Source organism: Comamonas sp. FG99, from assembly GCF_057808605.1.
The window spans coordinates 80,674-101,478 of the sequence record NZ_JBMDII010000010.1 but is presented as its reverse complement, the minus strand read 5'-3'; the positions used below and the strand labels follow the sequence as shown (position 1 = coordinate 101,478).

General features: G+C 69.3%; 21 protein-coding genes. 16 read left to right on the top strand and 5 right to left on the bottom strand.

The features are described from left to right. Nucleotides 1-37: 37 nt before the first annotated feature. Nucleotides 38-1,045: a Bug family tripartite tricarboxylate transporter substrate binding protein gene (locus ACODRX_RS09065; protein ID WP_488871077.1), complete on the bottom strand. Its 1,008-nt coding sequence runs from the start codon at nucleotides 1,043-1,045 to the stop codon at nucleotides 38-40. Nucleotides 1,046-1,178: 133 nt separating this feature from the next. On the opposite strand from ACODRX_RS09065, the gene ACODRX_RS09060 reads away from it, so the two are divergent. Next, a complete protein-coding gene (locus ACODRX_RS09060) occupies nucleotides 1,179-2,066 on the top strand; it encodes a LysR family transcriptional regulator (protein WP_488871075.1) in 888 nt (295 codons plus the stop codon). A 10-nt stretch (nucleotides 2,067-2,076) separates the two neighbouring features. Here the strand turns inward: ACODRX_RS09060 and ACODRX_RS09055 are convergent, their stop codons facing one another. Next, nucleotides 2,077-2,862, bottom strand: a complete 786-nt coding sequence (locus ACODRX_RS09055; protein WP_488871073.1) for an IclR family transcriptional regulator domain-containing protein — start codon at nucleotides 2,860-2,862, stop codon at nucleotides 2,077-2,079. A gap of 132 nt (nucleotides 2,863-2,994) precedes the next feature. On the opposite strand from ACODRX_RS09055, the gene pobA (ACODRX_RS09050) reads away from it, so the two are divergent. After that, entirely contained in the window at nucleotides 2,995-4,170 is a 1,176-nt protein-coding gene (gene pobA, locus ACODRX_RS09050; RefSeq protein ID WP_488871072.1) for a 4-hydroxybenzoate 3-monooxygenase, read from the top strand. Here pobA (ACODRX_RS09050) and ACODRX_RS09045 read toward each other — a convergent pair. Further along, a complete protein-coding gene (locus ACODRX_RS09045; RefSeq protein WP_488871070.1) occupies nucleotides 4,146-5,399 on the bottom strand; it encodes a LysR family transcriptional regulator in 1,254 nt (417 codons plus the stop codon). The genes pobA (ACODRX_RS09050) and ACODRX_RS09045 overlap by 25 nt on opposite strands. A 222-nt stretch (nucleotides 5,400-5,621) precedes the next feature. On the opposite strand from ACODRX_RS09045, the gene ACODRX_RS09040 reads away from it, so the two are divergent. The 12 genes from ACODRX_RS09040 (at nucleotide 5,622) to ACODRX_RS08985 (ending at nucleotide 17,547) form a co-directional block, all read left to right on the top strand. Continuing rightward, nucleotides 5,622-6,059, top strand: coding sequence for an SgcJ/EcaC family oxidoreductase (locus ACODRX_RS09040; RefSeq protein ID WP_488871069.1), 438 nt, complete (start codon nucleotides 5,622-5,624; stop codon nucleotides 6,057-6,059). 147 nt (nucleotides 6,060-6,206) lie between these two features. Further along, on the top strand, nucleotides 6,207-7,556 hold the full coding sequence (locus tag ACODRX_RS09035; RefSeq protein ID WP_488871068.1) for an MFS transporter: 1,350 nt from the start codon (nucleotides 6,207-6,209) through the stop codon (nucleotides 7,554-7,556). Between the two features lie 46 nt (nucleotides 7,557-7,602). Beyond that, nucleotides 7,603-8,004: a protocatechuate 4,5-dioxygenase subunit alpha gene (gene ligA, locus ACODRX_RS09030; RefSeq protein ID WP_488871067.1), complete on the top strand. Its 402-nt coding sequence runs from the start codon at nucleotides 7,603-7,605 to the stop codon at nucleotides 8,002-8,004. A gap of 4 nt (nucleotides 8,005-8,008) precedes the next feature. After that, the gene (locus ACODRX_RS09025; protein WP_488871065.1) at nucleotides 8,009-8,722 is read left to right on the top strand and encodes an alpha/beta fold hydrolase; all 714 of its coding nucleotides are present in this window, start codon (nucleotides 8,009-8,011) and stop codon (nucleotides 8,720-8,722) included. 21 nt (nucleotides 8,723-8,743) lie between these two features. Further along, the gene (gene pobA, locus ACODRX_RS09020) at nucleotides 8,744-9,937 is read left to right on the top strand and encodes a 4-hydroxybenzoate 3-monooxygenase (RefSeq protein WP_488871063.1); all 1,194 of its coding nucleotides are present in this window, start codon (nucleotides 8,744-8,746) and stop codon (nucleotides 9,935-9,937) included. A 16-nt stretch (nucleotides 9,938-9,953) separates the two neighbouring features. Beyond that, nucleotides 9,954-10,817: a class III extradiol dioxygenase subunit beta gene (locus ACODRX_RS09015; RefSeq protein ID WP_488871062.1), complete on the top strand. Its 864-nt coding sequence runs from the start codon at nucleotides 9,954-9,956 to the stop codon at nucleotides 10,815-10,817. Nucleotides 10,818-10,855: 38 nt separating this feature from the next. Further along, entirely contained in the window at nucleotides 10,856-11,974 is a 1,119-nt protein-coding gene (locus tag ACODRX_RS09010; protein WP_488871061.1) for a porin, read from the top strand. 168 nt (nucleotides 11,975-12,142) lie between these two features. Further along, nucleotides 12,143-13,282: a homoserine O-succinyltransferase MetX gene (gene metX, locus ACODRX_RS09005; protein WP_488871059.1), complete on the top strand. Its 1,140-nt coding sequence runs from the start codon at nucleotides 12,143-12,145 to the stop codon at nucleotides 13,280-13,282. Continuing rightward, nucleotides 13,279-13,863, top strand: a complete 585-nt coding sequence (gene metW / locus ACODRX_RS09000) for a methionine biosynthesis protein MetW (RefSeq protein ID WP_488871058.1) — start codon at nucleotides 13,279-13,281, stop codon at nucleotides 13,861-13,863. The genes metX and metW overlap by 4 nt, the downstream gene beginning before the upstream one ends. 60 nt (nucleotides 13,864-13,923) lie before the next feature. Continuing rightward, a complete protein-coding gene (locus ACODRX_RS08995) occupies nucleotides 13,924-14,952 on the top strand; it encodes a transporter (protein WP_488871057.1) in 1,029 nt (342 codons plus the stop codon). Between the two features lie 166 nt (nucleotides 14,953-15,118). After that, nucleotides 15,119-16,603, top strand: coding sequence for a M20 family metallopeptidase (locus tag ACODRX_RS08990; RefSeq protein WP_488871056.1), 1,485 nt, complete (start codon nucleotides 15,119-15,121; stop codon nucleotides 16,601-16,603). Next, nucleotides 16,603-17,547, top strand: coding sequence for a class I SAM-dependent methyltransferase (locus ACODRX_RS08985; protein ID WP_488871055.1), 945 nt, complete (start codon nucleotides 16,603-16,605; stop codon nucleotides 17,545-17,547). The genes ACODRX_RS08990 and ACODRX_RS08985 overlap by 1 nt, the downstream gene beginning before the upstream one ends. Here ACODRX_RS08985 and ACODRX_RS08980 read toward each other — a convergent pair. Continuing rightward, entirely contained in the window at nucleotides 17,514-18,500 is a 987-nt protein-coding gene (locus ACODRX_RS08980; RefSeq protein ID WP_488871053.1) for a LysR substrate-binding domain-containing protein, read from the bottom strand. The genes ACODRX_RS08985 and ACODRX_RS08980 overlap by 34 nt on opposite strands. A 101-nt stretch (nucleotides 18,501-18,601) precedes the next feature. Here ACODRX_RS08980 and ACODRX_RS08975 point away from each other — a divergent pair, with 101 nt between their 5' ends. Together ACODRX_RS08975 and ACODRX_RS08970 are read left to right on the top strand one after the other, a co-directional pair. Continuing rightward, a complete protein-coding gene (locus ACODRX_RS08975) occupies nucleotides 18,602-19,825 on the top strand; it encodes an MFS transporter (RefSeq protein ID WP_488871052.1) in 1,224 nt (407 codons plus the stop codon). Continuing rightward, entirely contained in the window at nucleotides 19,822-19,959 is a 138-nt protein-coding gene (locus tag ACODRX_RS08970; protein WP_488871051.1) for a hypothetical protein, read from the top strand. The genes ACODRX_RS08975 and ACODRX_RS08970 overlap by 4 nt, the downstream gene beginning before the upstream one ends. 2 nt (nucleotides 19,960-19,961) lie before the next feature. Here ACODRX_RS08970 and ACODRX_RS08965 read toward each other — a convergent pair whose 3' ends face one another. Beyond that, entirely contained in the window at nucleotides 19,962-20,627 is a 666-nt protein-coding gene (locus ACODRX_RS08965; protein WP_488871049.1) for a GntR family transcriptional regulator, read from the bottom strand. Nucleotides 20,628-20,805: the final 178 nt, after the last annotated feature.

The following is a 20,805-nucleotide window of genomic DNA, read 5'->3' as shown; positions in this document are numbered from 1 at the left end:
TGGCGCCTGCCTTGCTGGCCAGGCGCCGGGCTGCGCATCAATCCAGCGAAATGCCCGCCTGCCGGATCACGTCGCCAAAGCGCTTGCTCTCGTCGGCCATGAACTGCTTGAACTCGGCGGGCGTGGGGGTGTAGCGCTCGTAGCCGAAGGCGGCGAACTTCTCGTCCACGTCCTTGCCCTGCAGGGCCTGGCGCACATCGGTGCGGATCTTCTCCTGCACCGCCGGCGGCGTGCCGGGGCGCACCGCCAGCGCGTTCCAGCCGGTGACGGCATAGCCCGCCGGGCCGCCGGATTCGGATACCGTGGGCACGTTCTCGAGGCCGGCGATGCGCTGCGGCGCGGCCACCGCCAGAAAGCGCAGCTTGCCGGCGCGCATCAGCGGGCCGGCGGTGCCCAGCGAGCCCAGCGCAAAGCCGAGCTGGCCGGTGGCCACGCCCTGGTAGAGCTGGCTGGTTTCCTTGTAGATCACATGCTCCATCTTCGTGCCGGTCATGCCTTCGAGCAGCGCGGAGCCCAGGTGCACCGGATTGCCCACCGACCAGGAGCCATAGTTGAGCTGGCCGGGGCGGGCCTTGGCGTCGGCGATCAGCTCGGCCATGCTCTTGTAGGGGCTGTTCACCGGCACGCAGACGAAGAAGTAGTTGCGAAACAGCGGCAGCAGGATCTCGAAGTCCTTGTCCAGCTGGTAGGGCAGCTTCTTGAACAGGTGGGGATAGGCGGCGATGTGCACATTGTCCAGCTGGATCATGTCGGTGCCGTCGGCGGCGCCGCGCTTGAAGGCATCGATGGCGATGAAGCCGTTGCCGCCGGGGCGGTTTTCCACCACCACCGGCTGGCCCCAGGCGCGGCTGAGCTTGTCGGCCACCAGGCGCGAGAGCCCGTCGGGGCCGCCGCCGACCGGAAACGGATTGATGATGCGCGATGGCTTGGTGGGCCAACGGGCGTCGCCGCCCTGGGCCAGGGCCGGCAAGGCCGCCATGGCGCCCAGGCTGCCCAGGGCCTGGACTGCGCGGCGGCGGCTCAAGGGGGCGCGATCGTGCTGCATGTTTTTGTCTCCTTGGAATGGCTGCATTGTCAACAGGCCGGTGCAAACCACCTATGCGGTATTGGAGCTATCAGCTATAGCAAAATGGCATAAGAATACAGAAACCCATTTCAGACGAGGCGCGCCTGCATCGATGAACCTGCAGCAGATTGAAACCTTTGTGCATGTGGCCGAGACCGGCAGCTTCAGCAAGGCCGCGGTGCTGCTCGATACCGCGCAGCCCGCGCTGAGCCGGCAGGTGCGCGCGCTGGAGACCGAGCTGCGCGAGACGCTGCTGATCCGCACCGGCCGCGGCGTGACGTTGACCGACGCCGGCCGCCGCCTGCTCGAGCATGGCCATGCGATCATGCAGCGCGTGGCGCTGGCCCGGGAAGACCTGGGTGCCCAGCGCGGCGAACCGGTGGGCCGCATCGTGGTGGGCCTGCCGCCCAGCCTGGCGCGGCGGCTGACCCTGCCGCTGATCGACGTCTTCAGCCGCGAGATGCCCAAGGCGCGGCTGGCGCTGGTCGAGGGCTTCTCGATGAACATCGCCGAATGGCTGACCACCGGCCGCATGGACCTGGGCTTGGTCTATTCGCCCGAGCCGCAGCCGCACATCGAGATCACGCCGGTGCTCGAAGAGCGCTTGTGCCTGGTGGGGCCGCAGGGCGAGCTGGGCGGGCGCGCCTCGGTGCGCTTCGAGGAGCTGTCCGGCTTTCCGCTGATCATGCCGCAGCACGGGCAGATCTTCCGCAAGCTGATGGAGGCCCAGGCCACGCTGTCGCAGGTCAAGCTGCGCGTGGTGTGGGAGGTGTCGAGCGTGCCCGTCATCCTCGACCTGGTGCGCGGCGGCTACGGCTATGCCGCCCTCACCCGCAGTGCGCTCAGCAACCACGGCGCCCATGCGGGCCTGGCGGTGACGCCCATCGAAGCGCCGCATGTCGCCATCACGCTATGCCTGGCGCAGTCGGCCAAGCGCAAGGCCACGCCGCTGATCCAGCGTACCTCCGAGGTGCTGCGGCAGCTCAGCCTGCAGGTCTAGGCAACTTCGTCTAAAGCAGCGGGCGCAGTTCGCGCGCCGCCTCCTGCAGCAGCGGCAGCAGCTGCGCCACCATGGTGGCCGGCGCCATGCGCTGCGGCGAGGTCACCAGGTTGAGCGCGGCCACGGTCCGCCCGGCCATGTCGCGCAGCGGCACTGCCAGCGCCTGCACGCCCAGCTCATGTTCTTCCAGGGCCACGCAGTAGTCCTGCTGGCGCACCTGCTGCAGCAGGGTGCGCAGCGCCGCGGCATCGGTGGCGGTGTGCGCCGTCAGGCGCGGCAGCTCGCGCTCGGCCAGCCAGCGCTCCAGCTCGGCCTGGGGCAGCGCCGCCAGCAGCACGCGGCCGGTGGAGGTGGCATGGGCCGGCAGGCGGCTGCCCAGGTGCAGGCCGTGGGCCAGCACGCGCTGGCCGCTTTCGTGCACCGCGCTGCGCGCCACGATCACCACCTCGCCGCCATCGCGCACCACGCACGAGTACGACAGCCCCGTCTGCGCCGCCAGCCGGTGCAGCTCGGGCTGCACCAGCCGCGGCAGGCGGGCCGATGCCAGGTAGCTGCCCGACAGGCGCAGCACCTTGGAGGCCAGCCAGAACTGGCGCCCGTCGGTCTCCAGGTAGCCCAGGTGGGTCAGCGTCAGCAGATGGCGCCGCGCTGCGGTGCGCGTGATGCCGGCACGCTGCGCCGCCACCGTGGCATTGAGGCGCTGGCGCTCGGTGTCGAAGCTTTCGAGCACGGCCAGGCCCTTGGCCAGCCCGGCGATGAAGTCCTGCGGGGCGATGGGGAAGTCGGGTTGCGGCATGGTGGTGGGGTGGAGTTTTGGGCGATTGTCGCGCACATTGCGCGGTGATCGCGCAAATCACGCGCCAGCCCATCGCCTTGCCGGGGGGGCTTGCATAAGCTCGGAGGCATTACTAACCAGGAGACGAGCACCATGCGAACCCAAGTCGCCATCATCGGCGCCGGCCCGGCGGGCCTGCTGCTCGGCCAGCTGCTGTACAAGGCCGGCATCGACAACATCATCCTCGAACAGCGCAGCGCCGACTATGTGCTCGGCCGCATCCGCGCCGGCGTGCTGGAGCAGGTGACGGTGGATCTGCTCGAACAGGCGGGAGGCGCCCGGCGCATGCATGCCGAGGGCCTGCCGCACGAAGGCATCGAGCTGCTGTTCGGCGGCCGGCGCCATCGCATCGACCTGCATGGCCTGACCGGCGGCAAGCGCGTGATGGTCTACGGCCAGACCGAGGTCACGCGCGACCTGATGGAGGTGCGCGCCACCGAGGGCTTGACGACGATCTACGAGGCCAGCCAGGTGCAGCCGCTGGACTTCGATGGCTCCCGCCCCCGGGTGCGCTACGAGAAGGACGGCCAGGTGCATGAGATCGAATGCGACTTCATCGCCGGCTGCGACGGCTTTCATGGCGTGTGCCGCGCCAGCGTGCCGGCCGGGCGCATCCAGACCTTCGAGAAGGTCTACCCCTTTGGCTGGCTGGGCCTGCTGGCCGATACGCCGCCGGTGTCCGACGAGCTGATTTATGCCCACACCGAGCGCGGCTTCGCGCTGTGCAGCCAGCGAAGCGCCGCGCGCAGCCGCTACTACCTGCAGGTGCCGCTGACCGAGAAGGCCGAGAACTGGAGCGACGAGGCCTTCTGGCAGGAGCTGCGGCTGCGCCTGGACCCCGAGGCGCGCGAGCGGCTGGTGACCGGCCCGTCGCTGGAGAAAAGCATTGCCCCATTGCGCAGCTTCGTGACCGAGCCGATGCGCTTTGGCCGGCTGTTCCTGGCGGGCGACGCGGCCCACATCGTGCCGCCCACCGGCGCCAAGGGCTTGAACCTGGCCGCCTCGGACGTGGGCTTCCTGGCCCAGGCGCTGGCGCAGCACTATGGCGAGCGCAGCGATGCGGGCATCGACGGCTATTCCAGCCGCTGCCTGGCCCGCATCTGGAAGGCCGAGCGCTTCTCGTGGTGGATGACCTCGCTGATGCACCGCTTTCCCGAGGCCGGCGCGTTCGACGCCCGGGTGCAGCAGGCCGAGCTGGACTACATCGTCCACTCCCCCGCCGCCTCCGCGGCGCTGGCCGAGAACTATGTGGGCCTGCCGCTGGCGTGAGCCGCCGCCGCCTTGCGGCAGCAGTCGATGAAGGCCTGCAGCTCGGGCGACGGCACGGTCGTGGCGCGCGTGGCGATGCCGATCCTGCGGGTGGAGCCCGGCAACCCGTCCAGCACGATGCGCAGCGCGCCGCCATGCCTTTCCAGCAGTGCATCGCCGCGCGATGCCAAGGCCAGCAGGCCGGTCTGCAGCGCCAGGGCCTGCGTCATGATGGGGCTGCCGGCGCACAGCCGGTCGCTCGGCGCGGGCAGGCCGCTGGCGGCAAAGATGCCGCGCCAGATGCGATCGGCCGGCGTGTGCGGCAGCGGCGCCACCCAGGGCCAGCGCAGCAGGTCCGCAGGCTGCAGCCCGGGGAACTGGAAGCAGGGGTGGTCGCGGTGCGCCACGATGACCAGGTCGTCCTCGAACAGCGCATGCTGCTGCACTTCGGCGGACGGCGGCTCCTGGCGCAGCGCGCCGACGATGGCGTCGATGTCGGCGCTCAGCAGCTGGCGCATCAGGTTTTCGTAGGCGCCATCGACGATCTTCACCTGCACCTCGGGGTATTGCCGCATCAGCAGCTGCAGCGCCCGCGGCAGAAAAATGGGCGCGGACAGCGGCAGCACGCCCACGGTGACATGGCCGCGCGTCTGGCCCAGCCAGGCGGCCATGTCGCCGGCCATGCCGCGCAGCTCGGCCACGGCCTGCTTGACGCGCAGCAGCAGCGCCTCGCCCGGCGGCGTCAGCCGCGTGCCCGAGGGCTGCTTGTAGAACAGGCCGATCTCCAGCAGCTGCTCCAGCTCCTGCAGCGCGGCATAGACGGCCGGCTGCGAGACGCCCAGCTGCGCCGCGGCCCGCGACTCGCTGCCGCAAGCCGCCACGGCGATGAGCGCGCGGATCTGGCTGGCGGTGACGGCATGGGCGAAGCGTGGTGCGGCATGGGGGCGGGCGCGCAGGCTGGCGCCCTGGGCCATGGCTTCGCGCGCGCCGGTTTCCAGGCGCTCCAGCAGCACGCCGGCGCGCCGCGCCAGCTGCTGTCCCTGGGCCGTGGGCCGCATGCCCCGGGTCGTGCGGATGAACAGCGGCTGGCCGCAGGCCTGCTCCAGCCGGTGGATGGAGCGGGTGATGGCCGGCTGCGACAGGTGAACCGCCTGCGCCGCGGCCACGGTCGAGCCGTATGCGGCAACGGCCTGCAGCGCGCGCAAGGCGCGCAGATGGGGCAGCAGTGCGGATTCGGTCTGGGCGGGCATGGCGGGGGCGAAAAACGCAGGCAGGTGCCGGCATGGTACAAGCAATTTGCATAGCTTTGCAGCCTTTTTCATCGCTGGCTGCCCCAAGATGAAAAGCGCCCCTCTCGGAGGGGCGGCGACCACACGCAGTGGGGAGCGTGGGGAGCTATTTTTCATTGCGCTGCTGCCGACAATCGCCCAAGGCGGCGACCGGGCGCGGCCGAGAACCAGGGAGATGCGGGAATGAACGAGCAAGCAATGTGGATGGAGAAACTGGCCTGCCGCGAAGTGGTCGAGCGCAGTGTGCGGCATGTCGATGCTGGCGATGCCGCTGCGTTTGCCGCGCTGTTTGCCGAGGATGGGGCGCTGCTGCGCCCTGGCAGTGCGGTGCTGCAGGGGCGCGAGGCCATCCGCCGCAGCTATGCGGCGCGGCCAGCGGACCGGATGACGCGCCACCTGGTGGCCAATACCGTGGTGGATATCCGCGCGGACGGGCTGGCGCGCGCCTGCAGCTATGTGCTGCTGTGGTCTGGCAGCGCCGAGGCGCCGCCGGGGGCCTTCGGCAGGCCCGCGCATGCCCGCCAGGTCGTTGGCGAGTTCGACGACCTGCTGCGCCGGCAGGCCGATGGCGCATGGCGCATACAGCGTCGCGAGGCGCGCTTCGTGTTGTACGCCGAATGAGATAGGTATAAGAAAAACGCATTGCCATGGAGCACTATTGATTGGCGCGCCGGCAGCGCCCTGCGGATACTGGCCGTCATCAAAGCACCCAGCCGCGCAGGATGGCGGCAAGGGGCTGGAGACAACCTGTTCTTGACGAGGACTTGTATGACGGATATCCGCGGCCGGCTCGACCAAGCGCCGATGACTTCTTTCCAATGGATGGCGGTGGCCATCTGCACCATGCTCATCATGCTCGACGGCTTTGACGTGCTGGTGATGGCCTTCACCGCCGCGTCGGTCTCGGCCGAGTGGGCGCTCAGCGGCAAGCAGCTGGGGCTGCTGTTCAGCGCCGGGCTGTTCGGCATGGCGGCCGGCTCGCTGCTGCTGGCGCCGCTGGGCGACCGCATCGGCCGGCAGCCGATCACATTGCTGTGCCTGGCGGTGGTCACTATCGGCATGCTGGCATCGGCGGCTGCCCAGGCGCATTGGCAGCTTGCGCTGCTGCGCGGGCTGACCGGCGTGGGCATCGGCGGCATGCTTGCCAGCGTGGGCGTGATCGCCTCCGAATACGCATCGGGCAAATGGCGCAGCAGCTGCGTGGCGCTGCAGGCCACGGGCTATCCCATCGGGGCGACCCTGGGCGGGCTGGCCGCCGCCTGGCTGCTGGAGCACCATGGCTGGCGCATGGTGTTCGTGTTCGGCGCAGCCATGTCGGCGCTGATGATCCCGGTGGTGCTGTGGCGCCTGCCCGAATCGGTGGACTTCCTGATCGAGCGCCGTCCCGCGGGGGCATTGGGCAAGCTCAACCGCTTGCTGGAGCGCATGGGGCAGCCGCGGCTGGCGCAGCTGCCCGAGGCCGAGCGCGCGCAGGCGGCGGGCGGGCGCGGCAACACGGTCGCCGCGCTGCTGCGCGGCCCGCTGGCCATGAAGACCCTCATGGTCTGGGGCAGCTTCTTCCTCCTGATGCTGAGCTTTTATTTCACGATGAGCTGGACGCCGAAGCTGCTGGTGGCGGTGGGCCTGTCGGCCAGCCAGGGCGTGAGCGGCGGGGTACTGCTGAACCTGGGCGGCATCGTCGGCGGCAGCCTTTTCGGCGTGCTGGCGGTACGCATGCGCCTGGCCTGGCTGGCCGCGGCCAGCCTTCTGGTGGCGAGCATGGCCACGCTGGCATTCGCGCTCGCCTCGGCCGGCCTGGGGCTGGCGTTCGGCATCGCATTCCTGGTGGTGATGGGGCTGTTCCAGCAGGCCTCGATGTGCGGCCTGTACGCGCTGGTACCCGCCACCTATTCGCCCGCGGTGCGCGTGACCGGCATGGGCTGGGCCATAGGCATCGGCCGGGCAGGCGCCATCGTGTCGCCGATGGCGGCGGGCCTGCTGCTGGACGGCGGCTGGCAGCCCCTGGCGCTGTACTACCTGTTTGCACTGCCGTTGGCGTTGGCCGCCGTGGCGGTGCTGGCTTGCGGCGCCGGGCGCGATCTGCACGGCATGCCGCCGCAGTCGGCCGGCGCGCATTGAGCTCCCCTTTTTCCCTTTCCCGCAACCGCATGAGAAGGCAGCCGCCATGGCCTTGCACAAACCTTATCTCGACATCCCCGGAACGACCGTGTTCGATGCGCAGCAGTCGCGCAAGGGGTATTGGCTCAACCAGTTCTGCATGAGCCTGATGCAGCCGGACAACCGGGTCCGCTTCAAGGCCGACGAGCGCGCCTACCTGGCCGAATGGCCGATGTCGCCCGAGCAGCGGCAGGCCGTGCTCGAGCGCGATCTCAATCGCTGCATCGCGCTGGGCGGGAACATCTACTTCCTGGTCAAGATCGGCGCGACGGACGGTGTCAGCGTGCTGCAGATGGTCTCGACGATGAGCGGCATGAGCGAAGCGGCCTACCGCGACATGATGCTGGCGGGCGGCCGCTCGCCCGACGGCAATCGCTATCTGCACGAACGCCAGGGCAGGGGGGCCTGACGCGATGAGCAGGCAAACCACCCTGGTTCTGCTGCCCGGGCTGCTGTGCGACGAGGCGGTCTGGCGCGCGCAGTGCGCGGCGCTGGACGATGCCGCATGCGTCGTGCCCGGCTACGGCCTGGCCGACTCCATCGGCGCCATGGCCACTGCGGTGCTCGCGAGCGTGGCTGCGCCGCGCTTTGCGCTGGCGGGCCATTCGATGGGGGGGCGCGTGGCGCTGGAGATCGCGCGGCTGGCGCCCGGGCGTGTCGAACGCCTTGCCCTGTTGGATACGGGGATCGCGCCCATTGCGGCTGGCGCCGCGGGCGCGCATGAAATCGCCGGGCGCATGGCCTTGCTGCAGACGGCGCGCACCCAGGGCATGCGTGCCATGGGCGAGCGCTGGGCGCGCGGCATGGTGCATCCGGACCATGTGGACACCCCGGTGTTTGGCGAGATCCTGGCCATGATCGAGCGCAGCACACCCGATGAATTCGCCGCCCAGCTGCAGGCCTTGATCCACCGGCCGGATGCGCGCGGCGTGCTGCCTGGCCTGCGCTGCCCGACGCTGTTGCTGTGCGGCCGGCAGGATGCCTGGAGCCCGCTGGAGCGCCATGAGGGCATGCGCAGCCTGTGCCCGGCGGCGCGCCTGGTGGTGGTGGAGCACAGCGGCCACATGACGACGATGGAGCAGCCCCAGGCGGTGTCGCACGCGCTGCGGGCATGGATGAATCGCTGACAGGACAAGGAGGCAGACGGCATGACAACCACCAAGACCACCACCACCAGGACCCAGGTGGCCATCATCGGCGGCGGCCCGGCCGGGCTGCTGCTCTTGCACATCCTGCGCCTGCAGGGCATCTCCAGCATCGTGCTGGAGCGCCAAAGCCGCGGCTATGTGCTGCAGCGCATCCGCGCCGGGGTGCTGGAGCACGGCACGGTGCAGCTGCTGCGCGACGTGGGCCTGGGCGAGCGCATGGACCGCGAGGGGCTGGCGCATGACGGCACGCTGATGGTGTGGCAGGACGAGGGCTCGGTGCTGATCGATGCCGCCCGGTATGCGGGCCGCCCCATGATGGCCTATGGGCAGACGGCGATCACCGAAGACCTGTATGCCGCGCATGACCGCGCGGGCATCGAGATCCTGGACGAGGCCGCCGATGTGGCCTTGCACGAACTGACGGGCGAGCATCCCTGGGTGAGCTACAGCCGGCATGGCGAAGCGGGCCGCATCGACTGCGATTTCATCGCCGCCTGCGACGGCTTCCACGGCGTGGGCCGCCAGTCGATTCCCGCCAGCGTGCTGCGCACCTACGAACAGGTCTACCCCTTTGGCTGGCTGGGCATCATGTCGCGCACGCCGCCGATGCCGGAGCTGATCTATGCCCGGCACGAGCGCGGCTTCGCGCTGGCATCGCAGCGCAGCCCGATGCTCAGCCGCTACTACATCCAGTGCGACATGGATGCGGACATCAACGACTGGCCGGACGAGCGGTTCTGGGACGAGTTCCGCGCCCGGCTGCCCGCCGAGCTGGCGCAGACCCTGGTCACCGGCCCGAGCATAGAGAAGTCCATCGCCCCGCTGCGCAGCTTCGTGGCCGAGCCGATGCGCCATGGCCGCCTGTTCCTGGCGGGCGATGCGGCCCACATCGTGCCGCCCACCGGGGCCAAGGGGCTGAACCTGGCCGTGTCGGATGTGCACTACCTCTCGCGGGCGCTCGATGCGCACTACCGCCTGCGGCAGGACGCGCTGCTGGATGGCTACTCGGCGACCGCCCTGCAGCGCGTGTGGTCGGCCGAGCGCCTGTCGTGGTGGCTGACCAAGCTGCTGCACGTCTTTCCACAGGACTCGGGCTTCGACAGGAAGGTGCGCCTCAACGAGTTCCAGCATTTGCGCCGCTGCGAGCGCGCGCTGGCAAGCCTGGCCGAGCAGTATGCCGGCCTGCCGTTGTGAACCGGGAGCCCGCCCCATGGCACGCATTACCGCATCCGTCTACACCTCCCATGTACCCGCCATCGGCGCGGCCATGGATTTGCGCAAGACGCAGGAGCCCTACTGGAAGCCGGTGTTCGATGGCTACGCCTTCTCGCGGCAATGGCTGCGGCGCCAGCGCCCGGACGTGGTGCTGCTCGTCTACAACGACCACGCCAGTGCCTTCAGCCTTGACCTGATACCAACCTTCGCCCTGGGCACGGCGGCGCAGTATGCGCCCGCCGACGAGGGCTGGGGGCCGCGTCCGGTGCCCATGGTCGCCGGCCACGGCGAGCTGGCGGCGCACATCGCGCACAGCGTGATCCAGGAGGATTTCGATCTCACCATCGCCAACCGGCTGGACGTCGACCATGGGCTGACGGTGCCGCTGTCGCTGATGTGCGGCGAGCACGGCCCGGCCGACGCCTGGCCGTTTGCCGTCATCCCGCTGGCCGTCAACGTGGTGCAGTACCCGGTGCCTTCGGGCCAGCGCTGCTGGCGGCTGGGGCAGGCCATCCGCCGCGCGGTCGAGAGCTACGACGAGGACCTGAACGTCCAGGTCTGGGGCACCGGCGGCATGAGCCACCAGCTGCAGGGCGGCCGCGCCGGCCTGATCAATACCCCGTGGGACCAGTGCTTCATGGACCGCCTGATCGCCGCGCCGGCCGAGCTGGCCCAGCTGGCGCATGCCGAATACCTGCGCGAGGCGGGCAGCGAAGGCATCGAGCTGGTCATGTGGCTGGTGGCGCGCGGCGCGATGGCCGACGCGGCCGCGGGCGCCGCGCCGCGGGTGGCGCACCGCTTCTACCACGTGCCCGCATCCAACACCGCCGTCGGCCACCTGATTCTCGAAGACCGCTGAGCGCGGCGCGGCACCCGCCATCAACCAAGGAGACAGACATGAAACCGCAACCCGCAGGGGGCAAGCCTGCCCTCGCCCTCGCCTTGCTGTGCGCCGCTGGCGGCGCACCGGCCCAGCCCGCATCCGCGCAGCTGCAAATCTACGGCGTGCTGGATACCGCGGTCGAGTTCCTGACCCATGTGGGCCCCGGCCGCTCCAGCCTGACCAGGGCGCCCGCGCTGACCGGCAGCGTGCCTTCGCGCCTGGGGTTTCGCGGCCGCGAGGACCTGGGCGGCGGCCTCGGCGCGGGCTTCACGCTGGAGATGGGCGTTGGCGCCGACTCGGGCGTGATGAACCAGGGCGGGCGGGCGTTCGGGCGCCAGTCCTTCGCCAGCCTCGATGGCGCATGGGGCGCGCTCGGGCTCGGGCGCCAGTACACCATGCTGTTCTGGTCGATGGCGCAGGCCGATGTCCTCGGCCCGAACATGTTCGGGCTCGGCAGTCTCGACAGCTACTTTCCCAATGCGCGTGCGGACAATGCGCTGTCCTACCAGGGCCGCTTCGCCGGCTGGACCGTGGGGGCCACCTACAGCTTTGGCCGCGATGCCGTCAACGCCGGCCCCAGCCCCTCGGGCACGAACTGCGCCGGCGAAAGCGCAGGCGGCAAGAGCGCGTGCCGCGAATGGTCGGCCATGCTCAAGTACGACGCCGCTGCCTGGGGCGTGGCGCTGGCGCACGATGCGCTGCGCGGCGGCCCGGGCGCCTTTGCCGGCCTGAGCGACAGCGGCAGGAGCGACCGGCGCAGCATGCTGAACGGCTATGCCCGGCTTGCCGGGGCCAGGCTGGGCGCGGGCTACATGCGCCGCGACAACGGCGGCTATGCGGCCTCGCCGCGCAGCGACCTGTGGTTCGTGGGTGCCACCTACCCCACGGGTCCCTGGGTCTTCGATGTGCAGTACAGCCAGCTCAAGCACCGGGGCAGCCCGGACCGGGGCCAGCTGCTGGCGCTGCGCGGCAGCTACAGCCTCTCCAGGCGCACCGCGGTCCATGCCTCGCTGGGCTATATGCGCAACAGCGGCAATGCAAGCTTCAGCGTGAGCAATGCCCAGGCCGGGGGGCTGCCTGCAGCCGGGGTCAACCAGGCCGGCCTGGGCGTGGGGCTGCGCCATGCCTTTTGAGCGGCGGCGCCGGACCATGCTGGCGCGAAGGCGCCGACTGGGGTACACTTTGCAACTTCTGGCGCCGATTTGCCGTAGCTTGCGGGCGCTTTATAAATCCAGCTAAAGACCCGCCCGACGAATCGACACCATCGACCCGGCCCGTTTTTAGCGTTGCCGGGTTTTTTTATGTCATTCATCGCGACACCCCAGTCCATGCATTTCGAGGAGGCGCTGGCGCTGGCCAGCGGCGCCTCCATCCGTGGCTACGACCTCGCCTTCGAAACCTATGGCCAGCTCAATGCCGACCGCTCGAACGCGGTGCTGGTCTGCCATGCGCTCAACGCCTCGCACCACGTGGCCGGGGTCTACGAGGGCCAGCCCAAGAGCGAAGGCTGGTGGGACAACATGATCGGCCCGGGCAAGCCGGTGGACACGAACAAGTTCTTCGTCATCGGCGTCAACAACCTGGGCTCGTGCTTCGGCTCCACCGGCCCCATGCATGTGAACCCCGACTCCGGCCAGGTCTATGGCGCGGATTTCCCGGTGGTGACGGTGGAGGACTGGGTCCAGGCCCAGGCGCGGCTGCTCGACCGGCTGGGCATCGAGCGCCTGGCCGCCGTGCTGGGCGGCAGCCTCGGCGGCATGCAGGCGCTGTCGTGGTCGCTGCAGTACCCCGAGCGCATGCGCCATGCCGTGGTGGTGGCCAGCGCGCCCTGCCTGTCGGCCGAGAACATCGCCTTCAACGAGGTGGCGCGGCGCGCCATCGTCACCGACCCGGACTTCCATGCCGGCCACTTCTACCGCCATGGCGTGGTGCCCAAGCGCGGGCTGCGCATCGCGCGCATGATCGGCCACATCACCTACCTCTCCGACGACGTGATGAACGAGAAGTTCGGCCGCCAGCTGCGCGAAGGGCTGGAGCTGAAATACAGCACGCAGGACGTGGAGTTCCAGATCGAAAGCTACCTGCGCTACCAGGGCGACAAGTTCAGCGACTATTTCGACGCCAACACCTACCTGCTCATCACCCGCGCGCTGGATTATTTCGACCCCGCCAAGCGCTTTGGCGGCGATCTCACGCAGGCGCTGGCCGGCGCGCAGGCGAAATTCCTGCTGGTGAGCTTCACCACCGACTGGCGCTTTTCGCCGGCGCGCAGCCGCGAGATCGTCAAGGCGCTGCTCGACAACCGTCGCACCATCAGCTACGCCGAGATCGCCGCGCCGCACGGTCACGACGCATTCTTGCTCGATGACCCGCGCTACATGGGCGTGATGCGCTCCTACTTCGAGAACATTGCAGCAGATATTGCCAAGGAGCCCGCATGACCGAGAAAGCCACCCTGCGCGCGATTGCGCAACTCGTGCCCCAGGGCGCGCGCGTGCTCGACCTGGGCTGCGGCGACGGCAGCCTGCTGGCCTATTTGCAGGCCGAGCGCGGCTGCACCGGCTACGGCATCGAGTACAACGACGACAACGTGCTCGCCTGCGTGCGCCGCGGCGTCAACGTGCTGCAGCTCAACCTCGAAGACGGCCTGGCCATCTTCGAGGACAACAGCTTCGACATGGTGCTGCAGATCGACACGCTGCCGCATTTGCGCAACGCCGAGGTGATGCTGCGCGAGACCGCGCGCATCGGCCGCCAGGGGATCGTCGCCTTCCCCAATTTCGCGCACTGGCCCAACCGGCTGTCGGTACTGCTCGGGCGCATGCCCGTCACCCGCCGCCTGCCCTACCAGTGGTACGACACGCCGAACATCCGCGTCGGCACCTTCAAGGACTTCGAGGTGCTGGCGCTGAAGAACCAGCTGCGCATCATCGACGCCTTCGGCCTGCAAAACGGCGCGGTGCAGCGCCTGGCGCCGAACGCGCTGGCCAGCACCGCGGTGTTCCATTTCGAGCATGCCTGAAGCCGGGCGGCTGTCATCAAACCGTCATGCGCCGGGCCGATGATGGCGGGCTGACCGCCCATGAACGATGCTGCCCTTTCCCCAGCGCTTGGCGCCGATGGCGCCGGCCTGATCTGCGGCTGGCGCTTTGCCTGCGATGTGCGCCAGCCCGCGCAGGTCATGGCGGCGGCGTCCGCCGCCGAATGGCTGGCCGCCGGATCGGGCGGGGGCGAGTTTCTCTGGCTGCACTTCAACCTGGCCAACACCCAGTCGCTGCGCTGGCTCAGGCGCCATGCCGCGTTGCCCGACACCTTCTACGACGCGCTGCGCGAGGGGCTGACCTCCACCCGCATCGAGCGCGCCGACGATGCGCTGGTCGCGGTGCTCAACGACGTGAACTTCGAATTCGACTTCGAGTCGGCCGACATCGCCACGCTGTGGATCTGCGTGCACGAGCGCCTCGTGGTCACCGCGCGCACCCGGCCGCTGCGCTCGGCCGATGCGCTGCGCGATGCGGTCGGCCGCGGCGACAACCCCGGCAGCGCCGCGGCGCTGCTGGAGCACCTGATGCGCACGCAGGCCGACGTGCTGGTCAAGGTGGTGCGCGACACCACCGCGCGCGTCGACCAGATCGAAGACGCCATCCTGGCGCGGCGCTACCACCATCCGCGCACCCACCTGGGCCGGCTGCGGCGGTTGCTGGTGCGCCTGCAGCGGCTGCTGGCGCCCGAGCCGGCGGCGCTGTTTCGCCTGCTGCAGCAGCCGCCCGCCTGGATGGCCGAGGACGACCGCCGGGGCCTTGCCGCCGCCAGCGAAGAGTTCTCGCTGATGCTGCGCGACATGCAGATGCTGCAGGACCGCATCAAGCTGCTGCAGGAAGAGGTGGCCGCCGCGGTGAACGAAGACAACAACAACAGCCTGTTCGTGCTCACGGTGGTGACCGTGCTCGCGCTGCCCATCAACATCCTGGCGGGCCTGTTCGGCATGAACGTCGGCGGCATACCGCTGGCCCAGCACGAGCACGGCTTCTGGATCGTGGTGTCGATCGTGCTCGCCTTCACCGTGGTGGCTGCCTGGCTGGCGTTTCGCAAGAAGCGGCATGATGACTGAATTAAGTGCTATATAAATAATAGCATTTAGCGCTTTATACATAAGGCCTTGGGCCGGATTTTGCCTGAAATAACCCGACATCTGTGCATCGGCTTTGGCGCGGCCGCGGCGGCAGCCACCGGGCAATCCCGGACAATCGGCCTATTGATTTCCTGGAGAAACGCCCATGAACGCCCGCCTCGACGCCGCCGTGCTGCAGCAAGGTGAAGCCCTCTCCCATATCAGCCAGCAGTGGGACCGCGACATCGTGCGCCAGCTCACCGACTACATCGCCATCCCGGCCAAGTCGCCCGGCTTCGATGCCGACTGGGCGCAGCACGGCTTCATCGACACCGTGGTGCGCAATGCCGCCGCCTGGGTGGAGGCGCAGAAGGTGCCGGGCCTGACGCTCGAAGTGGTGCGCCTGCCGGGCCGCACGCCGGTGCTGTTCTTCGAGATCGCCGCCACGCAAAGTGCCAGCAGGCAAACCGTGCTGATGTACGGCCACCTCGACAAGCAGCCCGAATTCGCCGGCTGGCGCAGCGACCTCGGCCCCTGGACGCCCAAGTACGAGGACGGCAAGCTCTATGGCCGCGGCGGCGCCGACGACGGCTATGCCACCTATGCCAGCATCGCCGCGGTGCAGGAGCTCAAGCGCCAGAACGTGCCGCATCCGCGCATCGTCGGCCTGATCGAAACCTGCGAGGAAAGCGGCTCGGGCGACCTGCCGGCCTACATCGACGCGCTCAAGGCCCGCATGGGCGACGTGGGCCTGGTGATCTGCCTGGACTCGGGCGCGGGCAACTATGACCAGCTCTGGCTCACCACCAGCCTGCGCGGCATGGTGGCCGGCACGCTCAAGGTCGAGGTGCTGACCGAAGGCGTGCACTCGGGCGATGCCTCGGGCCTGGTGCCCTCGTCGTTCCGCATCATGCGCCAGGTGCTCGACCGGCTCGAGGACAGCGCCACCGGCCGCCTGCTGCCCGCGGGCTTTCACTGCGAGATCCCGGTGGAGCGCATCGAGCAGGCCAGGGCCACCGCCGCCATCCTCGGCGACGAGGTGTACCGGCGCTTTCCGTGGGCGCATTTCGACTGCAACGGCTCCACGCTGTTCGCGCTGCCCACCACCACCGATCCGGCCCAGGCCCTGCTCAAGCGCACCTGGGAGCCCACGCTGTCGGTGACCGGCGCCGACGGCTTTCCGGCCCTGAAGGATGCCGGCAACGTGCTGCGCCCCTACACCGCCTTCAAGCTCAGCCTGCGCCTGCCCCCGCTGGTGGACGCGGTGCAGTGCATGCAGGAGCTCAAGGCCTTGCTCGAAGACAACGCACCCTACCAGGCCAAGGTCACCTGGGAAGGCGCCAGCGGCGCCAACGGCTGGAACGCGCCCGGCACGTCGGACTGGTTCCTGAACGCGCTCAACCAGTCGAGCCGCGCGCATTTCGGCGCCGACTGCGGCTTCATCGGCCAGGGCGGCTCGATCCCGCTGATGGGCATGCTGAGCGAGGGCTTCCCCAAGGCCCAGATGATGGTCTGCGGCGTGCTCGGCCCCAAGAGCAATGCCCACGGCCCCAACGAATTCCTGCACGTGCCCTACGCCAAGAAGCTCACCGCCGCCGTGGCCCAGGTCATCGCCAGCATGCCCGCTGGCGAGGCCGGAGCCGGGGCCTGATGCAGCCGCTGCTGGAGGCGATCGCCCGCATAGGACCCGGCAGCGAAGCGCGGCGCCTGTTTCATGGGCGCGGCGGCCTGCATCCGGGCTGCGAGCACCTGGCGCTTGACGCCTATCCGCCGCTGCTGGTGCTGACCAGCTTTGCGCCGCTCGCCGACGGCGAGCTGGCCGCGGTGGGCGCTGCGCTGGCCGCCCGCTGGCAAGAGGCCGCGCCCGGCCAGCCCTTGATCTGGATCTACCAGTGCCGCCATGGCGCGCAGAGCGAAACCCGGCTGATGCACGGCAGCGTGCCCGAGCCGCACGTGGTGAGCGAAGACGGCCTGCGCTACCAGGTGCATGTGCAGCGCGGCCAGAACCACGGCCTGTTCCTCGACATGGCCGAGGGCCGGCGCTGGGTGCGCCGCCATGTGGCTGCAAATGCCGGCGATGGCCCGTTCAAGGTGCTCAACCTGTTCGCCTACACCTGCGCCTTCTCGGTGGTGGCGCTGGCGGCCGGCGCCACCGAAGTCGTCAACGTGGACATGGCCCGCGGCGCACTCGCCACCGGCCAGGGCAACCACCGGCTCAACGGCCTGGCCGCGGGCGCGGCCTTCTGGGCGCACGACATCTTCAGCAGCTGGGGCAAGATCACCCGCGGCGGCCCGTGGAATCTGGTGGTCGTCGATCCGCCCAGCTACCAGAAAGGCAGCTTCGTCGCCACCAAGGACTACGCCCGGCTGATGCGCCGCCTGCCCGCGCTGCTGGCACCCGGCGGCCATGCGCTGCTGTGCCTGAACGCGCCCGAGCTGCCGCTGGCCTTCCTGCAGGAGCAGATGCGCGAGCTGGCACCCGAGCTGGCCCTGGTGCAGCGCGTGGACAACCCCGCCAGCTTTGCCGACATCTCGCCCGAGCGGGCCTTGAAGGTGCTGGCCTACCGCCGCGAGCGCGAGGCCACGGCCGCCTGACGCCTGGCGCCAGGGCGGGGACTGCGCAGCGGCTGCAGGTCGGCCGCCTCGGCCAGGATCCACTCCATGACCTTGCGCGTCGCATCGCAGGGCTGCGCGGGCTGCTGCGGCACCTGCAGCAGCCAGTGGCTGTAGGGGCTGGCCACGCGGTTGGGCGGCCCCACGGCCGCCAGCCGGCCATCGGCCAGCATCGGCGCCACCAGCTCATAGCGGCCGATGGCGATGCCCTGCCCGGCAATGGCCGCCTGCACCAGCTGGTCGTACTGGTTGAAGTGCAGCATGCCCTTGGGCCGCGCCTCGCGCAGCCCCAGCGCGGCCAGCCAGTCGGCCCAATGCAGCCAGGGGCGGTGCGGCATGTCCAGCTCCAGCAGCACCTGCCCGGCCAGCGCCTCGGGCGAATCCAGCGGGCGGATCTTGAGCGATGGGTGCGCGATGGGCACCAGGGTCTCGCCGAACAGCCGCACCGCGCCCTCGGGCGCATCGCGCTCGGCGCAGTAGCGGATGGCGAGATCGATGCCGCCGCTGCGCTGGCCCGGCAAATCCAGCACCTGGTTGTCGGCCGCCACCCGCAGGTCCAGCCCCGGCCAGCGCTGCTGAAAGCGCCCCAGCCGGGGCAGCAGCCACAGCGAGGTGAAACCAATGCTGGCCGAGAGGGTGACCGGCTGGTGCTCGCGCCGGCTGGCGAGCAGGCCCACCACGTCCTGCAGCTGCCGCACCGCGCTGTCGGCGCTGCGAAACAGCCGCTCGCCCTCGGGCGTGAAGGCGATGGAGCGGTGGCCGCGCACCAGCAACTGCAGGCCCATGGCGTCTTCGAGCGCGCGGATCTGCCGGCTCACCGCGGATTGGGTCACGCACAGCTCGTCGGCCGCCAGCGTGATGCTCATGCGCCGGCCCACCGCGACAAAGCCGCGCACCAGGTCAAGCGAGGGCAGTTGGTGTAATGCTGTTGACATTCCTCAGGCTCATGTGAAGTGCGCAAAAAAGTCGATTGAGCAGGTTCCAGCCTGCGAGTTTAATGTGCTGCAGGCATGCGTAGTGCAATCGAAAGGACTCCATGGGCAATACGGAAAAGAGCTGGCGCCAGCGCTGGCTGCTGGTGGTGGCCGGCGGCCTCATCATGGGCGGCGCGCTGGGCATACGCCATGTGCAAGGCCTGTTCATGCAGCCCGTGATCCTCGACCGCGGCTGGAGCCGCGAGGCCTTCGGTTTTGCGGTGGCGCTGCAGAACCTGGTGTGGGGCCTGGCCCAGCCCTTTACCGGCATGATCGCCGACCGCTTCGGCTCGCTGCGGGTATTGCTGGCCGGCGCGCTGGTGTATGCCGCGGGTCTGGCGTGGATGGCGCTGTCGCCAACGCTGGCGGGCTTCACCTGGGGCAACGGCGTGCTGGTGGGCATGGGCCTGTCGGGCACGGCCTTCGGCGTGGTGTATGGCGCGCTCAGCCGCTTGTTCGCGCCGCCGCAGCGCGCCTGGGCGCTGGGCATGGCGGGCGCCATCGGCGGGCTGGGGCAGTTCGTGATGGTGCCGTCGACCCAGGCCTTGCTCGGTGGCCTGGGCTGGAGCACGGTGGCGCTGGTGCTGGCCGGCTGTATGGCGGGGCTCGCGCCGCTGGCGCTGTGCCTGCGGGGCGAGGCGCAGGCGCCGGCGGCCCATGAAGCGCAGCAATCGCTGGCGCAGGCCATCCGCGAAGCCTTCGCGCACCGCGGGTTCTGGCTGCTGAACCTGGGCTTTCTGGCCTGCGGCTTCCAGCTCGCCTTCATCGGTGCGCACCTGCCCTCGTACCTGCTCGACCAGGGCCTGGGCGCGCGCGAGGCCGGCGCCTGCCTGGCCATCATCGCGCTGGCCAACGTGGCAGGCACCTATCTGTGCAGCCATGCCGGCGAGCTGGCGCGCCGCAAGCATGTGCTGGCGCTGCTCTACCTGGTGCGCGCGCTGGCCATGGCGGTCTTCGTGTGGCTGCCGGTATCCGCCGCCAGCGCCTACGTGTTCTCGTTCGTGATGGGCCTGCTGTGGCTGGGCACCGCGCCGCTCACCAATGCGCTGGTGTCGCAGATCTTCGGCGTGCGCTACATCGCCACGCTGTTCGGCTTTGTCTTCTTCGGCCACCAGCTGGGCGGCTTTCTCGGGGCCTGGCTGGGCGGCGTGGTGTTCGACGCCACGCACTCCTACCAATGGCTGTGGTTCGCCTCGGTGGCGCTGGGGCTGCTGGCCGCCGTGTTGCACTGGCCCATCGACGACCGGCCGCTGCTGCGGCGCCCACTGGCCGCTGGCATGGCATGAAGACCGCTCTGCGCCTTGGCGCCGCGGCGCTGGTGGGGGGCGCCGCGGCCAGCCTGCTGTGGCGGGCGTTCGAGGGCTGGCTGGCGCCGGCGGTGCTGCTTCAGCTGCTGGGCGCGCTGTCGCTGTGCGGTTAGTGCTATGCCGCGCGCTCTTTGCCTGGCGGCAGGTTCTTCTCGTAGCTGGCACGCAGGATGATGCCCGCGTAGTACACATGTTCGCGCATCAGGTCTTCGGCGCGCGCACCGTCGCGCGCGATGATGGCGTTGACGATGCGATGGTGGTCGTCGTGCGAGCGCAGGATGATGCCGTGATCGTCCCAGAGAATGATCCGGTCCGAGGCATAGGGGATGGCCTGGGCCTGCGTCGCGAAGCGCTTGACCCACGGGTTGCCGGCGGCATCCAGGATGCTGTTGTGCAGGGTGATGTTCATCTGCTGGTATGGCATGTGGTCTTCCTGCAGCAACACCCCCTTGCCCAGGATGCGATCCCCTTCGTCCAGGCAATGCTCCAGCACCGCCACCGCAGCGCTGGACAGGCCGCGCAGCGCCGCCTGCCGGCAGGCCAGGCCTTCGAGCGTGGCGCGCACTTCGTAGGCCGCCACGATTTCGCCGATGTCGTAGGCCCGCACCGTGTAGCCGCGCTTGGGCAGGTGCTCCAGCAGGCCTTCGTTGCCCAGCGTCGCCAGGGCGGCGCGCACCGGCGTGCGTGACACCCCCAGCATCTGCGCGAGCGGGATTTCCTCCAGCCGCTCGCCGGGGCCAAACCTGCCATGCAGCACCCAGTTGCGCAACGTGTCTGTCACATGTTGAGATAGTGTCTCCATGCGTCATTGTATACATGGGGCCTGTGTGTGGCGAAAGGCGTGGGCAATGTCTTTGGGTTTTAGGAGCTGATGCCGACTTGGTTTGAGGATTGATAGGGGTAATTACCTATGCTTGAAATTCTTCATGTATACATAATCGCAAAAAATTCAAGCCAAC

Excerpts from the sequence above, each read along its gene's own strand:
- ACODRX_RS09065 (WP_488871077.1), bottom strand. The coding sequence starts at position 1,045 with ATGCAGCACGATCGCGCCCCCTTGAGCCGCCGCCGCGCAGTCCAGGCC.
- ACODRX_RS09060 (WP_488871075.1), top strand. The coding sequence starts at position 1,179 with ATGAACCTGCAGCAGATTGAAACCTTTGTGCATGTGGCCGAGACCGGC.
- ACODRX_RS09055 (WP_488871073.1), bottom strand. The coding sequence starts at position 2,862 with ATGCCGCAACCCGACTTCCCCATCGCCCCGCAGGACTTCATCGCCGGG.
- pobA (WP_488871072.1), top strand. The coding sequence starts at position 2,995 with ATGCGAACCCAAGTCGCCATCATCGGCGCCGGCCCGGCGGGCCTGCTG.
- ACODRX_RS09045 (WP_488871070.1), bottom strand. The coding sequence starts at position 5,399 with ATGCCCGCCCAGACCGAATCCGCACTGCTGCCCCATCTGCGCGCCTTG.
- ACODRX_RS09040 (WP_488871069.1), top strand. The coding sequence starts at position 5,622 with ATGAACGAGCAAGCAATGTGGATGGAGAAACTGGCCTGCCGCGAAGTG.
- ACODRX_RS09035 (WP_488871068.1), top strand. The coding sequence starts at position 6,207 with ATGACGGATATCCGCGGCCGGCTCGACCAAGCGCCGATGACTTCTTTC.
- ligA (WP_488871067.1), top strand. The coding sequence starts at position 7,603 with ATGGCCTTGCACAAACCTTATCTCGACATCCCCGGAACGACCGTGTTC.
- ACODRX_RS09025 (WP_488871065.1), top strand. The coding sequence starts at position 8,009 with ATGAGCAGGCAAACCACCCTGGTTCTGCTGCCCGGGCTGCTGTGCGAC.
- pobA (WP_488871063.1), top strand. The coding sequence starts at position 8,744 with ATGACAACCACCAAGACCACCACCACCAGGACCCAGGTGGCCATCATC.
- ACODRX_RS09015 (WP_488871062.1), top strand. The coding sequence starts at position 9,954 with ATGGCACGCATTACCGCATCCGTCTACACCTCCCATGTACCCGCCATC.
- ACODRX_RS09010 (WP_488871061.1), top strand. The coding sequence starts at position 10,856 with ATGAAACCGCAACCCGCAGGGGGCAAGCCTGCCCTCGCCCTCGCCTTG.
- metX (WP_488871059.1), top strand. The coding sequence starts at position 12,143 with ATGTCATTCATCGCGACACCCCAGTCCATGCATTTCGAGGAGGCGCTG.
- metW (WP_488871058.1), top strand. The coding sequence starts at position 13,279 with ATGACCGAGAAAGCCACCCTGCGCGCGATTGCGCAACTCGTGCCCCAG.
- ACODRX_RS08995 (WP_488871057.1), top strand. The coding sequence starts at position 13,924 with ATGAACGATGCTGCCCTTTCCCCAGCGCTTGGCGCCGATGGCGCCGGC.
- ACODRX_RS08990 (WP_488871056.1), top strand. The coding sequence starts at position 15,119 with ATGAACGCCCGCCTCGACGCCGCCGTGCTGCAGCAAGGTGAAGCCCTC.
- ACODRX_RS08985 (WP_488871055.1), top strand. The coding sequence starts at position 16,603 with ATGCAGCCGCTGCTGGAGGCGATCGCCCGCATAGGACCCGGCAGCGAA.
- ACODRX_RS08980 (WP_488871053.1), bottom strand. The coding sequence starts at position 18,500 with ATGTCAACAGCATTACACCAACTGCCCTCGCTTGACCTGGTGCGCGGC.
- ACODRX_RS08975 (WP_488871052.1), top strand. The coding sequence starts at position 18,602 with ATGGGCAATACGGAAAAGAGCTGGCGCCAGCGCTGGCTGCTGGTGGTG.
- ACODRX_RS08970 (WP_488871051.1), top strand. The coding sequence starts at position 19,822 with ATGAAGACCGCTCTGCGCCTTGGCGCCGCGGCGCTGGTGGGGGGCGCC.